Consider the following 14,429-nt stretch of genomic DNA (forward strand, 5'->3'; position numbering starts at 1 on the left):
AGTGCTACCTTTTGCAATTTAAGTTTGGCCTGTTTTACTTTATTTAGTGATAGGTTGTAGAAATTTTAAAATGTCCAATAGACAAATACATGCTTAGGAGTGTTTTATGAGACGCTATACCAATATGTTTTCTAGTAAGCACAACCAGTTATCTGGTCGTACGCTTTTAGTGATGATGACATCTTCACTGTTACTAGCGGCTTGTAGCCAATCAAATACGGGCACTTCTGATTCAAAACCCGTACAACCTGAGCCAACTGTTGCCACATCAACCAATCAGGTGACAGAAACACAAGCTGAATCTACAGCGGTTACGACGCCTGTAGTCAACCAATCAGACCTACTTAAGAATGTTTCAGCGACGGTTTATAAAGATGCCAACTGTGGGTGTTGCAAAGAATGGGTAAGCTATGCAGAAGATAATGGATTAAGCGCAACCGCACACGATGTTGAAGATTTGTCTTTATTCAAAGAACGCTATAGCGTACCGCAGCAGATGCGTTCTTGTCATACCACCGTTACCACCGATGGCTTTGTTTTTGAAGGACATGTTCCTGCAAAATACATGGCACAGTTCTTAGCAAATACTCCTGCACAAGCCATTGGACTTGCTGTACCAAGTATGCCTGTTGGTAGCCCCGGTATGGAGTATGAAGGTAAGTTTATGCCTTACAAGGTAATGCAACTTAATAAAGATGGCACCACAGAAGTTTATGCGGATATTGAGTCTCCTCAGCAGCAACTGTGATTAAATTATTCGTTAAATATAAAAAATATAACAGCCAAAAGCTTAACCACCATCTCGCAAATTAAATTAGGTCATCATTATGAATAAACAGAACATATTGAACCGCCGACGTTTTTTGACTGGATCTTCTGCTGTCCTTGGTGCTTCCTTGATACCGACCATTGCCAGTAGCGCATTAGGCCATTCGAGTCGCTCGGGCAGTCAGGCGGCTACCATTAATAGTGATCAAAACACTCATAAAGTACCTGTATTGACAGGCAAAGAGTTTGATTTATACGTCAGTAAACAGTCTGCTATTGTGAACGGTAAAAAGAGCATGGCGACGCTCATCAATGATTCACTGCCAGCACCAACGCTAAAGATGCGTGAAGGTGATACGGTGGTGATACGTGTTCATAACCAGATGGATGAATCAACTTCTATTCATTGGCATGGGTTGCTGGTGCCGTTTGAAATGGACGGTGTACCTGGAATTAGCTTTGAGGGCATTCCTGCGCACAGCACCTTTACTTATAAGTTTAAGCTCATGCAGTCAGGCACCTATTGGTATCACTCACACAGTGGTTTCCAAGAACAAACTGGCATGCTGGGTGCTATGGTGATTGAACCCAAAGGTCGCGAGCGTCATCCTATCGAAGAAGACCACGTGATCGTGCTCAGTGATTGGACCAGCCGTAATCCGCATAATCTACTGAAGCTGCTCAAACAGCGCGCAGACTTTGACAACTATCATCTGCCAGACTTCAAGAAGCTGTTGTCTGATATTGCCGAAACGGATATGAAAACCGCGTTTGATAAGCGCAAAATGTGGAATCAGATGCGCATGATGCCAACCGATTTTACTGACTTGTCGGGTGAGACTACCTTTACCTACCTTATTAATGGCAAAACAACGGCAGCTAATTGGGCACAAATCGTTAAAGCAGGACAGCGCGTTAAATTACGCTTCATCAATGCCTCAGCGCAAACTATCTTTGATGTACGCATACCCGGTCTCAAAATGACTGTAGTGGCAACCGATGGTATCGATGTCGCACCAGTTGCGATTGATGATTTTCGTATTGGTGTGGCTGAGACTTATGATGTCATCGTTACCCCGACCAAAGATGCCCATACCATATTTGCCCAAAACATAGACCGTTCAGGCTATGTTGCAGCAACACTTGCAACTAAAGAAGGCGCTCGTGCTGCGATACCTGCTATGGACAAAGTTGAATGGCTCACAATGGCAGATATGATGGGCGCTATGGGTGCTGATGGTTATAAAGCCCGTCATGCCAAAACAGAATACGATTTTAAGAGTGATATGCGTGTGGACAGTCCACGTATGAACCTTGATGATCCCGGTATCAACCTGCGCAATATTAATAGAGAGGTATTGAATTATAGTCAGCTGCGCTCTGTCGATGAGGCAATATTTGCGGAGCAGCGCAAACCTACCCGAGAGATAGAACTACATTTAACCGGTAACATGGAGCGCTATATTTGGGCGTTCGATGGGGTCAAATTTAGTGACGCGACACCAGTGAATATTAAGCCGGGTGAGCGCGTACGTATTACCTTGGTTAATGACACGATGATGAATCATCCGATGCATCTACATGGGATGTGGAGTGATTTACGTATGCCTAACGGCGAGTTTCAGGTGCGCAAGCATACTATTATGGTACAGCCAGCGCAAAAGATTAGCTTCGATGTGACAGGAGAAGCTGGACGATGGGCATGGCATTGTCATCTGCTGTATCACATGGAAGCCGGTATGTTCAGAGAAGTGGCCGTCGTTTAATAAACCTTCGAATATGAGCCTTATTATGAAAATTTATAAAGTAAGTCTACCGTTTATTGGCATGTCATCTTTGATGTTATTAACGTTACCTTTAGCAAATGCTGCTGAGATGACCATCATGGATCATAGCAGTATGGACATGTCAGGTATGGACCACAGCAGCATGGATATGTCTGGCATGGATCATAGCAGCATGGATATGTCTGACATGGATCATAGCAGTATGGATATGTCAGGTATGGACCACAGTGGCATGGACATGTCGGGTATGGATCACAGCAGTATGGACATGTCGGGTATGGATCATAGCAGTATGGACATGTCTGGCATGGATCACAGCAGTATGGACATGTCTGGCATGGATCATAGCAGCATGGATATGTCTGGCATGGATCACAGCAGTATGGACATGTCAGGTATGCAAGGTGGTAAGGCTCCAGCTGATGCTCGAAGTCCTGACTACTCAAACGGCGTTCCCTATGGACGTTATGGCAAGCCTATGATGATGGGTGATATGCCATTATGGGGCGTTTCTGTAGATGATTTAGGTTATCAGTTTGATGACGATCAGATTAATTATGAGGTTGGTGCTTGGTATGGCCTAGATGAGCGCCGCCTCTCTTTACGCAGCGAAGGTAGTGTTCAGACCAAGGGTGATAAAGAAATTGATAGTCTGACCTCGTTGTCTTATTGGAAGCCACTAAGTATCTTCTGGAATGGTTTGGCAGGGGTAGCCTACGATACCGAGAATGATAAGCCTGCCGTTATGGCGGGTATTGAGGGCACAGCACCTTATTTTATTGAAACCGATGCAATGGCTTATCTGTACTCTGATGGACAGGTCCGATTGGACCTTGGCGCAGAATACGAGTGGCGTTTGAATCAGCATTGGGTTGTGATACCAGAAGTAGAACTAACGGCATTTAGCAAAGAGGATAGCGACAACCATATTACTAAAGGCTTTAATGAATTTGAGGCTGAAGTGAGGCTGACTTATGAGACGCTAAGCCGTCAATTAGCGCCTTACGTTGGTGTGAGTTATGAGACGGCGCTTGGTAGTGCTCGTGGTCAACGACGTCAACATAATGAATCAGTTGATAGCAGTAGTTTGACAACGGGGGTCAAATTCTGGTTCTAATATCATTAAAATAATAGGAGATATACTATGAATGCTTCAGATCAGAAAAACATGAATCATCAACAGGGCATGAACCCGTATGTAAAGTTCACCCTGATGATTCTAACGTCTACGATTGTGATGTACATCATGATGTATTTCAATACTTATGAGTGGGATCATATTTATTTTAGTGAGACCAGAGCCTATATGGCACTGTATATGGGTGCAGGTATGGCAGTGGTCATGTTGGCCTTTATGACCAACATGTATAAGAAGACCAAAATTAACTTGATGATCTATGGTCTGAGCGTATTGATGTTTGCTGTTGGTATTTGGGGTGTTAGATCACAAGCAACAGTCGATCAAGTCGATTGGATGCAGGCCATGATACCGCATCACTCGATTGCTATTCTCACTAGTAGTCGTGCTGATATCGAAGACCCGCGTGTGCAGCAGCTTGCCGACGATATCATAGAAGCACAAAAGCGTGAAATTGATGAAATGCAGCAGCTGATTGAAGAGCTTGAATGAAGCGTAAAAGGTTTAGAAGATAGAATCTATAGGTTAGATAGGAGTGTGTATTATGAAAACAGCCGTGGTTTATCGTATGGTCAAACCTGATCATGTTTGTCCATTTGGTTTAAAAGCACTCGATCTTTTAGAGCGTAATGGTTATCAGGTCGAAGACAAACATTTGACGAATGATGCTGAAACTCAAGCAATTAAAGACAAGTTCAATGTTAAAACTACGCCGCAGATTTTTATCGATGGCGAGCGCATAGGCGGGTATGACGATCTGCAAGCGTTTTTTGGCAAAGAGGTTTCTGAAAGTACTGAGATGAGCTACACGCCAGTGATCGCAATATTCGCAACCACAGCACTCGCTAGTATTGCACTGACTTGGAGGTTTAGCAGCACATTGTTTTCGGTACAAACTATCATCTGGTTTGTTGCCTTATCCATGATCGTGCTTGCTATTCAAAAGTTGCAAGATTTAGAGAGTTTTACCAATCAATTTTTGGGATATGATTTGTTGGCACGTAAGGTAGTCCGTTACGCCTACGTTTATCCTTTCGCCGAGGCGTTTGTAGGTATTTCCATGTTAGCAGGTGTCGCATGGCTAAGTGTAGTAGCGGCTATGGTGGCTATATTTATAGGCGGTATCAATGGCCTCTCAGTATTTAAGGCCGTCTATATAGACAAGCGTGAGCTAAAATGTGCCTGCGTTGGTGGTAACTCAAATGTACCGCTTGGTTTTGTATCTTTGACTGAAAACATTATGATGGTTGGTATGGGCATATATATGCTCATGAAATTTTCAAGCACATTCTAGTTCTTATGATGATTGGCCTTAGGCTTGAATCTAAATAAATCCGTGAATAATTTAGAAAAATCAACTCACAATAGATAGTTTCTCATCTGTGATTAGCATCATATGCACAAAAAACCGTAGTAGTGGTGAGTACTGCCATTTATTCGTTTGTTCTCTATGGTCTTGACTAGCAATACCAATATGGAAAGCATTTTTCGACTCATTAGATTGTTGTTTAATATCTTGATAATCGGTAGGTGACATAGTTTTCGTCAACAAGGACTCGTTGCTACTTATTAGCCAATGCTTCAAAGGCAGCAGTTTCCCAGCAATATCAATGAACCGCTGTAACTCTTTTTTATCTTCTTTTCTAAATGGTAAGTATGCTCGGCTACTAGAGAGTTTTTGACGACATATCTCAATAAACCAAGTCCAGTCAGTCTCTGATTTTTCTCGTAGACGATAGGCATTATTTAACAAAAGCGAGAGCAATCTTAAATCACTTTGGTATTGAATGTTCAGTGGACTCAGTACAGGGGTATTTGAATCTGATAGCTTAACAAAGCGAGGTTTGCCGCGTTTGGTAGTGATAGCAGCAACCTCGCTGGCACGTTCTATTAGAACTTTTGCATCGTGAATAGAAATATTTGCTAACTGGGATGCTTTATTTAAAGGCATCTCTTTATCGTAGGTCTGTAGTAGCAGCTGTACTCGGTTTAGACCATAACGACTAAACAATTCATCAGTGGCTGGCGTACTGGTACTCAAGAGAAGTTGCTTATCACAGTTTTCGATCGTGAATTTCGGTGACTTGCGTTTGCCTTCTATGATATTTTTAAATAAAAGTGTACGTATACTAGACATATTGATCATACCGTTATCATCAATGTCAGCATTATCACTGATCTTTCTTGGGCTAATTTTAGTAGATTTGGTAAGGTTAAGCAGTGTTTGTTTAGGCAGTTTTATATTAGAGACGCTTAACGCATAAGTAGCCATTAGAGTAGCAAAGTGATTGTAATACTCAAAGCTACGCTCAGGCGATAAGTGTCCCATAATACCTGATAGAGCGTACCAGCGATCTTGTGCATCTATATGCTCTCCGAGTAAGCCTTGTTGTATGCGTAGTATGTCGTTTTTGTCATAATCGGTTAGGGCTTCCACGAGATCTGGATGGCCTAATAGCGCTAAAGATAGATTACTCACCGCCGTATGCCTAAACCCATGAAAGGTATGCTCTGCCGCACTATCATCTGCTGATATGTCTTTTAAGACTCGTTTGAGTAATTGCAACGGAACATGGTCATCAATAGGGCGCTGATCCGATGATAAGGTAAAGATAAATTTGTTTGAGTTGTCGCCAATATTACTCTGCACAAAGTTAATAAAAAAATTCAGCTCATTAGGTTTGAGGAGAGCAAATAAGGGAACGCGGCGAATACTACTTTGAGTCTTAGTTGGACGGTAGCTATTGGGCCTGATCACCACTGAGGGTGTGGCTGTTTTTAAGCCTTCGATGTCATTATACTTAAGTCCCAACAGCTCTTTTTTGCGCATGCCAGTACGATAGACTAAGATAAATAAAAGCGCGAACATCTCCCGCTCCAATATATCTACAGAACCCAGTATCTGAGTAATAATGGCTTGGTACGCTTGCGGTGATATCAGCTCCGCACGTACACGTCGACCATTTTTGGCGTGTTGGAAGTTCACGGAGGGTAGGTTGTATTTACTCTTGGCAAAGTTGTGCATATTCTTTAATAAATTGGCAGAATATACAATGTCAGTATTATTACGTACGACAGCTTTATACTCTAAAATATCTTCATAGAGCTCTTCAAACTCTTCCTCTGACCAAATGTCAAGCGGCTGCGCTGTTGTGAAATATAACCATTCATAGCCTATGGTTCTGATATATTTCAAAATAGTTACGTTGTTCGGTGGTCCTTCTCGGCTTAGCAAACTGAGTACCCAATCTAATAAAATTTTTTCACTTAAATCATCGTATTGCTTATAACGTTTTTGTACTCTTTCAATAAGAGTAGGTGGCTTTTTGCTAGTTTTTTTCTTTTTCTGTTTTTCTTCCATTTTGAAGTCTTTAGTCAGATTCATAATTAAATCAGACTTTCTAACCTCTATCTTTTTGTTAGAACTGCTAGGCGTCTCTTTTTGCATAATAGAGTTTTTGCTGATAGACAGCGTCAAGATATGTTCTAGATCATACGGCTCCTCTTTATACTGATATTTTTGGTTCAAAAACCAATCAAAGTCTTGCGTGCTCAGTCCAGTAGTGTTATGCATACCTCGCAGCACCCCAACTGAAGCGTGGTCAATGTCAGCGCCATCGAGCATCTCCCAGTGATAACTGGCGTAATATAAAAACCTTGAAAAGGGAAGTGGCTTAATACCTAAAGGCTTGATCACGTCAGACAAAGCTAAGGTCACATACTGTTTAATCTTAGCTGCTGATAGCTTAGCAAGTGTACGTTCGGTCTCTGCTGGGCTGCTGTTTTTATGGTAACGAAGCAGCCAACACTGACTGACCACATCTACAATGATTTGCTTAGTGTTATAAAGCTTGTCACTTCCTTCTTCGCGCTCGTTACCAAAGCGCTTTTGGACAAAACGCGGTGAGACTATTATCCTTTCTTTGATGAATGGCTGATACTCTTTGGCGAGCAATGAGGTAAGCCACCCTTGAAGCATTTGTACTTCATTGATACCGCCATATACAATCCCTGAGAATATCAGCCAGCCTATGATTTCCTCTTGGCTGTAATCGGCTGTTTGCTCCCAATCATGCTCTACTGCGCGAATAATTTTGACCAGTGATTTGCCGTTTTTGACCCAGTCGTCATTAATAGTCAACGGATTAAACTTTATGGGCTGCGGCGCGATTATCTTAGGATAATAGTGTTCTGCAAGCATGTAACGTTGATTTTGATAATCAATAAACTGACTGACAGTTTGCCATGCTTGTTTTAAGGTTTTGGTTGTTTTATAGGCTTGAGAGATTTTGTCCTGAACAATAGCTTGAAAATTATCGAACCCTTCGCCAGATAAAGGCTTTAGCTTATTAGTAAAATCACGCTGAAACTGACCTATCACTTGGCTTTCTGGCAGCCATAACTCATCAGCACGACTTATAGGGCTCGGCATAGGGAAAAAGGTGCGACTATCTGGCCAAAGTACTTGTTCGTAGTGTCCGTAATATTTACTAATAGATTGGGTGAGCCTAATGTTGCCAGGATAGGATTTTTGCAAGAAGTCCCACTCGGTCTGTAAGTCAGCCAATAGCTTTATGTCGTAATTTTTAGGGACATCATCTTTTAGTTCAGAAGGATAAGGCACGTAACGTTTTTTTCTACCATCAAATTTTGCTAAACCATCAATGATTTTTGGCAGGTGGATATTATCTATGAGCATGGTCTGCCTCTACAAGTCTTCTCTCAGTACGGCTGAGCTTAGAATAGTTGTTCACTTTTATAAGATTTAACCCTAACTGCTCAGCGATCTGCTCAAATACAGGTGCAACACGTTTAATATCTGCTTTACTGCACGATGAAAAACGACCTAATACTTCTTGTCGAGATTTTTCATGACCAATAACGGTGTTGATTAGCGGAAGCTGAACGCCATATTTCTCAAGCTGAGTACGTACGAAATGACGTGTCCAATAAGGGTTGGCATCAATGATGTCTTTAGTCATATGATAGGCATCGCCTCGCTTGATGTCTTTTAGATTATTTACACTTGCAGATAAGAGCTTCAATAGTGCTTCATCGTTACCTAAGCGGATACTATCGATAGTCTCCCTGATTTCTGGCTTTGATTGATGTTTAGTCTCATAGTCACTTAGATAGTCTCTATATTGTGTTAAAAGGCGTACAACAGTAGGGCATAATGGAATTAGCCGATCAGTTCGCACTTTTTTAACAGGCTTATCATTGATAACAAGCCAGCCCATATCGAGATCGATATTACACATTTTTCCAAGACCATTATTTGGTCGCACGCCGGTTAAAAGGCAGAATACAAACCATACTAAAATACTGATTCTATTAAAGTGAATATCATGAGTTGTACTCTGTTCCGCCCAGTGCTTCATCCCATTTATAATCTTATATACAGTTTTGAGCGTGAGTGCAAAAGCTGAGCCCACCGCATATTTATGCCAAGGCGTGATATAAGTTAAGTCAAAGTCACTATGACTATTAAATACGCTCAGTGCTGATTTATAGTGTGCAAGAAGTTCCTCACTGGTATGGCTGCTATAGTACATTGCTGGAGCATGAGGTGCTGATGTGCGGCAAATAATATCGGCGATATGCGCATGGCAATTTGGCGTATAGCGAGAGAGTACAACGTGCAATGCCGTTTCTATTCGATTGACTGAAAGGTAAGGTAGACCAAGGCTACTACGTAAGTCAGCGAGATAAGCTATAAAGTCCGCTTTCACAGGCAATTTGCAAGCAATCAGGTTATCAATTAGCCATAAAGGTAGTGGGATTTTGATGTCATCAGAGTGGTTTTCGTAATCTTGCTTCGTTAATGTCTGACTAACAGAGCGTTTAGTAATACCAAGGCTGTGTTTGATGTAAGCTCTTTTATCGTAGATACCAAAAATACTAGGATGACCGATATAACCTGATATGAGTAACGATTTAACTGGGAGACCAGTCAGCATTGAGAGCAATAGAATACCAGCGCAGATTTTATTCGTTTCTGTCTCTGGTAGAGATTTGGCATCTTGGTGTAGCGCGGCAAATAGGACTTGGTAACCAGCAAGGGATAGCAGTCGTGTATTAGAATTGAGCGCAAGATTACGCTGGGCCATATATTTTTGCTGCAGTGACAAATCAATAGTTTGTAGCGGTATAGATTGCTGTATGAGAGGGTCTGGATAGTTGTCGTAGCTGATATATGGCGCTTCATTGTGATCGAGATACTCTTCAAAACTCGTCGTTAATCCTTCATAAGTTTCTGTATGGGCATCTAGAAATCCCAGATCTACAGCAGTAGCATTATGCTCAATGTCATCCGGTGTACTGCTCCAATTATTGTCGCTATGTGTACTACCCCAGTTATGAGTCGGCATATTAGAGTCAGCTTGATATATCGGATTGTTATCAGATAATTTTATAGGCTTGATACTATTATTTTTTGGTGGTTTTTTACGTTTAGGTTTTGCTGCCTGTAAGTTATATGCGTGCTGGTAGGCGATCGTTATTTTATCTATTTGGCCAAGCTTGGCCTTCAATATAGATTTTTCACTTTTTGCTTTGACTGAGTCACTAATAGGGTTGTTAGTTAATGCCTCAAACTCACTTTTTTTCTGCTCTAATAGATTATTGAGAAGGGTAGATATGTACTCCACACTTATGGTCATCTGAGGCAAGTCGGGTAGTTCACGCCAAATCCACGTTCGTCTTATAGAGCTTGAAAACTGAGCTTGTTTAAACTGCATTAATATATTATCAGTGTGCTTTTTTATACCATGCCGCATCAGCAGTACGCTGGTGTGCATTGCTATAGCTAGCCAAATCAGATTTTTTCTTAGAAAATTATGGGGGACTCTGTTTATAGGGTTCTGCATGAGAATGAGTAGCTGCATCATCAGCGGCTTTCGTGCCAGTGCTGATTTGCTAGTCTCCATATAGCGGCGAGCGACGGGTTCTGTTTGTAATATCTGTACGATACACTCGAACAAATCTTGAACAGAGTCATCCGGATATACATAGCTATCATTTACCGAAATAACAATGGCAGATATGGCAGCTAAAACTTCTTTTGGGTATATGAATACCTCATCATCGCTAAGTGTATTAACAATATCTGTTAATGTTTGCGTACTAAGCCATTCTCGCTGTTCATGAATGCCTTCAGTATTTTTCGTCATAAAACACTCTCAGAAGATCGCTTATGGTAGGTTTGCTCATTGATATTTATGAGTTGACAAAATGTAGTAATAGGAAAGGTGTTTTTGTTAAATAACGCTTGGTTCATACTTATAGTTAAAATCTCATTTAAGCAGGTATAGATAAGCTTTATGTCTAAGAGCTTTTTATACCGAGCGATGATGTCAACCAATTCATAAAAAGGTATGCCAGACACTAACTGCTCTTCACTTATGCTACCTATACTCACATCTTTTCTGACTAATTTTTGATCTATGCTGAACAGTTTTAAGGAGTAGTAGAGTTCGAAATTATTGACCATCGACCATACTGTCTTTTCTTTAATAAATAATGTAGGTCTGAAGAAGACTCGGTTCTGCTCCATTTCTATATCATGACTACCCATTGAAGGTCGAATATGATTAACGTAAATATCGAACAAACTAATGATATCTGGATGTATCGTCACTGTGTTTTTTTGAAGCTTAGCTATTGATATCCTATCCATTTCTTCCTCACTTAGTCCATACTCTCTAAATATTTAAGTCGGCATTTATCACTTGTTTACCTCCACTCTATAATAAATAAAACCAAAAATCAGATAATAGTTTGAAGACTAGAAACAAGACGTCAACTGTTGACGTGTGTGGATAGAATACAATTATTAATAGGTAATTAAACTTTTTATATCTCTCTATATCAGCTTAGTCTTTCTTATAGTAACGGGATGATAGTTAAAGTTAATGATTTTGAATAAAGAAGAAGGGAAACGACAAGAGAGTTCATGTCGATTGAAGCTTAGCTACTAATATAAATAGATAAGAATATTATCTAGTCGCTTATTTTATATCTAACTATAACCATCCTACCGCCACTCAAGTATCTGAGCCGCCAACGCATCATCAGCAAAAAAATAAGCTGGCGGTACATTTAGCGTCTTGGCTATTAATGTCAGTATTTGAAAATCCGGTTGATGAATGCCGCGCTCATAACGATTGATACGCGTACTGGCGACAAACTCATCTAATCCAATAGCAAGACCTAATTGCTCCTGCGTAAGTCCTTTTGCCTTTCGTGCCTCTTTAAACCTTTTAGTAAATATAGTCTGTAAATTCATAGGTCATCTCAAAATAAATAAACTACGAATTTCGTCTATTTCTTCTTGATTTTTACTACGAATAACGTAGTATTACCATTTATCTATGTAGGCCGGATTTTTGTCGTGTAGATGATATGGGAAATAAAACTGACTTTTAATTGACTAGAGAGTGATAAGAATGACTATCCAAACAGTATTGGCTCCTGACAACCGTGCACCTAAATTTAATTTAGGCAAGCCTAGCTGGTCGACACAGCTTCTTACTAATAAGAAATTTTGGATAGTGGTGGGTGGTTTATCAGTGCTCTTTTTAATTATGGGCGTGCCTTTTGATACCGTATTTCTCATATACCTTATCGCTGCCATACTTGGATTTATAGCTTCAATGATAGGTTCGCAATTTAAGGCTTTTGCTAGACTCATCAGGAACGACAAGGTTCCCGCTTATTTCCAGCAGAATCATGATTACTTTAAGCAGCACCTCGTACAAAATCATAACTTTCAGGTGGATTATGAATCGGTGGGGATTTTGGTTGATGCGCAAGCTAAGCGCATTGCTTTTACGCTTGATCCTAAAGTCAGACCTCAGGTCATTGTCTGTGACTTTGTGGATGTTCAGCGTTGGCAGGCCTATTCGCAAGGAGTAGAAACGCAAAATCAGTATGGCGCCACACGAAGTTTAATCAGTAAGCACTATGTGAGTGTGTACATCAGAAACCCTGAGCAGCCGAGATATGACTTTTTTGCAGCAGATAGTGTCGATGCTGATCAATGGGTGGCTAGATTAAGTGCGCTGTTGAATTAATAATGGCTATAATACAAAAGCAGACTAAAATTGATTAATTATTAACTTATAAAAGGATAAGTATTATGAACAAACAAACCCTTTGCCTGAGCCTTATGCTTGGCTTAACGTTGAGCACTACTGCCATAGCAGCTGACTACAATAGCTTTTTATCACCCAGCTCTTTAGGTAAAGAGGTCAAGACAGTGAACAGTCAGTATAAGCTTGGCCTCAAAAAACAAGAAGGTGGTGGTTATAGTAATAGCGACGCGTACGACTGTAATCTTGACGTGAGTGTTAATAGTCGAAATCTGATAACACGTATTCAAGTCTCACCCAATACCGAGAAGTGCCGTTATCAAGCAACGTCGAGCGGAGCAAGTTTCAATGCTAAAAGTACTAAAACAGTAGACATTCTTAACCAAGTAAAGCTTGAAGATATCAAGTTCATCCCAGGATGTTTTAATTGTCCTTCGCGTATTGAGTTACCTGATAGCTTAGTGGTTAATAGATCTCAGGACAAATACTATACCGAGTTTGAGGTATCAGGCTATAACGGTGATTATCACGATTTTATGGCCAAAAAGCTGTTTGGTAGTTTTAGCCAAGATGACTACTATCCAACCATGGATAAGTTAGAAGAAAAATTGAGTAATAGCCCTGATAGTTATGACCGTAAAGATTTCAAACTCAAAGCCATTCAGACCTATGATCTTCAGCAGCAACCATGGAGTTATGCGATTGGTCTCAAGTAGCTATTAGCCTAAAAATGCTGAATAACAATGATCTATTGAAACGATTGATAAAAGGGAAGATGGCTATGAATATGAAAACTCGTTTGGACATACCAGTGCGTAGGATGATGCTGGCAGTAGTTGTGAGTGTGGGAGCTGCTTTGACAGGTTGTAGTGAGATGACTGGCGTTATGAATGACTTACAAACCATGACTACCTCAAATCTACCTAAACAAGGCATTGCGCAACCAATCAATAAAACCGCTGTTTCGTCACAAATAAAAGGGGCATCAAAGACAGATTTGGTTGGCTTGGTCGGCTGGTTTGAAAACAGCTGTGGTTTTGATCCAGTCTCCTATACTGAAGGCACTAAAGAGAATCAGGTTCAGAAAAGATTTGACGCTTTTCAAGAGTCGTTTATGGCAAAGCAGTATAAAGCTGATGGCAGTTACACCGCTTATGTCAAACCTGATTATCGATCGAAACTTCCTGCTAACTATAGAGAAGCTGTTAAAAATATCTCTGTGGTAGAAGACAGCAAAGGTGTGCATTATTACGTAGATTTTAATAATGCCACCTACCGTGGGTATGACTTATCACGCTTGGAGCTGTTTTATCAGCCAGAAAGTGATTATGTATACGATACGCTGTATTTTAAAAATGCGAATTTTGTAGAGCTGAAATCTGTCTTTAAAACCACAAGTGATGAGTTGGATGAGCTTCGAGGTGGTGAGTTTGATGCTAAGAGTCGTTCGGTGATGTGTTATTTGGGGTTGTAGATTAAAAGTGCTCAGTAAGATGGTTAGAAGGAAAAAGCACAAAGAGTTGATATTATTTGTGCTTTTTTTCTGGTTTCAGTCCATGCACCTGTGATAGGTGCGAATGCATTTTTTGCATTTAGTAATAAGCAATTAACTGTTTCAATCCACGCACCCGTGATAGGTGCGAA

12 protein-coding genes and 1 CRISPR repeat array (1 of these 13 cut by a window edge) are annotated in these 14,429 nt (G+C 40.6%); of the genes, 8 read left to right on the top strand and 4 right to left on the bottom strand.

The features are described from left to right. Window positions 1-106: 106 nt before the first annotated feature. From I3255_RS02975 to I3255_RS02995, 5 genes are all read left to right on the top strand, one after another. Window positions 107-748, top strand: a complete 642-nt coding sequence (locus I3255_RS02975) for a DUF411 domain-containing protein (RefSeq protein ID WP_238036689.1) — start codon at window positions 107-109, stop codon at window positions 746-748. A gap of 79 nt (window positions 749-827) precedes the next feature. Further along, window positions 828-2,534: a copper resistance system multicopper oxidase gene (locus I3255_RS02980; RefSeq protein WP_238036692.1), complete on the top strand. Its 1,707-nt coding sequence runs from the start codon at window positions 828-830 to the stop codon at window positions 2,532-2,534. A 25-nt stretch (window positions 2,535-2,559) separates the two neighbouring features. Then, window positions 2,560-3,672, top strand: a complete 1,113-nt coding sequence (locus tag I3255_RS02985) for a copper resistance protein B (protein ID WP_238036695.1) — start codon at window positions 2,560-2,562, stop codon at window positions 3,670-3,672. A gap of 27 nt (window positions 3,673-3,699) precedes the next feature. Continuing rightward, window positions 3,700-4,185 (top strand): DUF305 domain-containing protein, encoded by a 486-nt coding sequence (locus I3255_RS02990; protein WP_238036698.1) that lies wholly within the window; start codon window positions 3,700-3,702, stop codon window positions 4,183-4,185. 52 nt (window positions 4,186-4,237) lie between these two features. Then, window positions 4,238-4,987: a glutaredoxin family protein gene (locus I3255_RS02995; RefSeq protein WP_238036700.1), complete on the top strand. Its 750-nt coding sequence runs from the start codon at window positions 4,238-4,240 to the stop codon at window positions 4,985-4,987. Window positions 4,988-5,047: 60 nt separating this feature from the next. Here I3255_RS02995 and I3255_RS03000 read toward each other — a convergent pair whose 3' ends face one another. The 4 genes from I3255_RS03000 to I3255_RS03015 form a co-directional block, all read right to left on the bottom strand. After that, a complete protein-coding gene (locus tag I3255_RS03000) occupies window positions 5,048-8,392 on the bottom strand; it encodes a site-specific integrase (protein ID WP_238036703.1) in 3,345 nt (1,114 codons plus the stop codon). Beyond that, complete coding sequence (locus I3255_RS03005) at window positions 8,379-10,865, bottom strand: hypothetical protein (RefSeq protein WP_238036706.1); 2,487 nt, start codon at window positions 10,863-10,865, stop codon at window positions 8,379-8,381. The genes I3255_RS03000 and I3255_RS03005 overlap by 14 nt, the downstream gene beginning before the upstream one ends. Continuing rightward, window positions 10,862-11,371 carry a hypothetical protein gene (locus tag I3255_RS03010; protein ID WP_238036709.1) on the bottom strand — a complete coding sequence of 170 codons (510 nt, stop codon included), beginning with the start codon at window positions 11,369-11,371 and terminating at the stop codon, window positions 10,862-10,864. Before I3255_RS03010 ends, I3255_RS03005 begins: the two co-directional genes overlap by 4 nt. A 357-nt stretch (window positions 11,372-11,728) precedes the next feature. Further along, on the bottom strand, window positions 11,729-11,980 hold the full coding sequence (locus I3255_RS03015) for a helix-turn-helix transcriptional regulator (RefSeq protein WP_238036712.1): 252 nt from the start codon (window positions 11,978-11,980) through the stop codon (window positions 11,729-11,731). A 160-nt stretch (window positions 11,981-12,140) separates the two neighbouring features. Between I3255_RS03015 and I3255_RS03020 the strand changes: the two genes are divergently transcribed. From I3255_RS03020 to I3255_RS03030, 3 genes are all read left to right on the top strand, one after another. Further along, complete coding sequence (locus I3255_RS03020; RefSeq protein ID WP_238036714.1) at window positions 12,141-12,767, top strand: hypothetical protein; 627 nt, start codon at window positions 12,141-12,143, stop codon at window positions 12,765-12,767. 65 nt (window positions 12,768-12,832) lie between these two features. Further along, window positions 12,833-13,501 carry a hypothetical protein gene (locus I3255_RS03025; protein WP_238036717.1) on the top strand — a complete coding sequence of 223 codons (669 nt, stop codon included), beginning with the start codon at window positions 12,833-12,835 and terminating at the stop codon, window positions 13,499-13,501. 65 nt (window positions 13,502-13,566) lie between these two features. Then, window positions 13,567-14,259: a hypothetical protein gene (locus I3255_RS03030; RefSeq protein WP_238036719.1), complete on the top strand. Its 693-nt coding sequence runs from the start codon at window positions 13,567-13,569 to the stop codon at window positions 14,257-14,259. A gap of 72 nt (window positions 14,260-14,331) precedes the next feature. Further along, window positions 14,332-14,429: a CRISPR direct-repeat array (repeat unit 32 nt) (it continues 9,459 nt past the right edge of the window).

Origin of the sequence: Psychrobacter sp. Ps6, from assembly GCF_022129235.1 — a bacterium.
In the GTDB taxonomy this organism is placed as follows: domain Bacteria; phylum Pseudomonadota; class Gammaproteobacteria; order Pseudomonadales; family Moraxellaceae; genus Psychrobacter.

Excerpts from the sequence above, each read along its gene's own strand:
- I3255_RS03025 (WP_238036717.1), top strand. The coding sequence starts at position 12,833 with ATGAACAAACAAACCCTTTGCCTGAGCCTTATGCTTGGCTTAACGTTG.
- I3255_RS03030 (WP_238036719.1), top strand. The coding sequence starts at position 13,567 with ATGAATATGAAAACTCGTTTGGACATACCAGTGCGTAGGATGATGCTG.
- I3255_RS03000 (WP_238036703.1), bottom strand. The coding sequence starts at position 8,392 with ATGCTCATAGATAATATCCACCTGCCAAAAATCATTGATGGTTTAGCA.
- I3255_RS02985 (WP_238036695.1), top strand. The coding sequence starts at position 2,560 with ATGAAAATTTATAAAGTAAGTCTACCGTTTATTGGCATGTCATCTTTG.
- I3255_RS03020 (WP_238036714.1), top strand. The coding sequence starts at position 12,141 with ATGACTATCCAAACAGTATTGGCTCCTGACAACCGTGCACCTAAATTT.
- I3255_RS03015 (WP_238036712.1), bottom strand. The coding sequence starts at position 11,980 with ATGAATTTACAGACTATATTTACTAAAAGGTTTAAAGAGGCACGAAAG.
- I3255_RS03005 (WP_238036706.1), bottom strand. The coding sequence starts at position 10,865 with ATGACGAAAAATACTGAAGGCATTCATGAACAGCGAGAATGGCTTAGT.
- I3255_RS02975 (WP_238036689.1), top strand. The coding sequence starts at position 107 with ATGAGACGCTATACCAATATGTTTTCTAGTAAGCACAACCAGTTATCT.
- I3255_RS03010 (WP_238036709.1), bottom strand. The coding sequence starts at position 11,371 with ATGGATAGGATATCAATAGCTAAGCTTCAAAAAAACACAGTGACGATA.
- I3255_RS02990 (WP_238036698.1), top strand. The coding sequence starts at position 3,700 with ATGAATGCTTCAGATCAGAAAAACATGAATCATCAACAGGGCATGAAC.
- I3255_RS02995 (WP_238036700.1), top strand. The coding sequence starts at position 4,238 with ATGAAAACAGCCGTGGTTTATCGTATGGTCAAACCTGATCATGTTTGT.
- I3255_RS02980 (WP_238036692.1), top strand. The coding sequence starts at position 828 with ATGAATAAACAGAACATATTGAACCGCCGACGTTTTTTGACTGGATCT.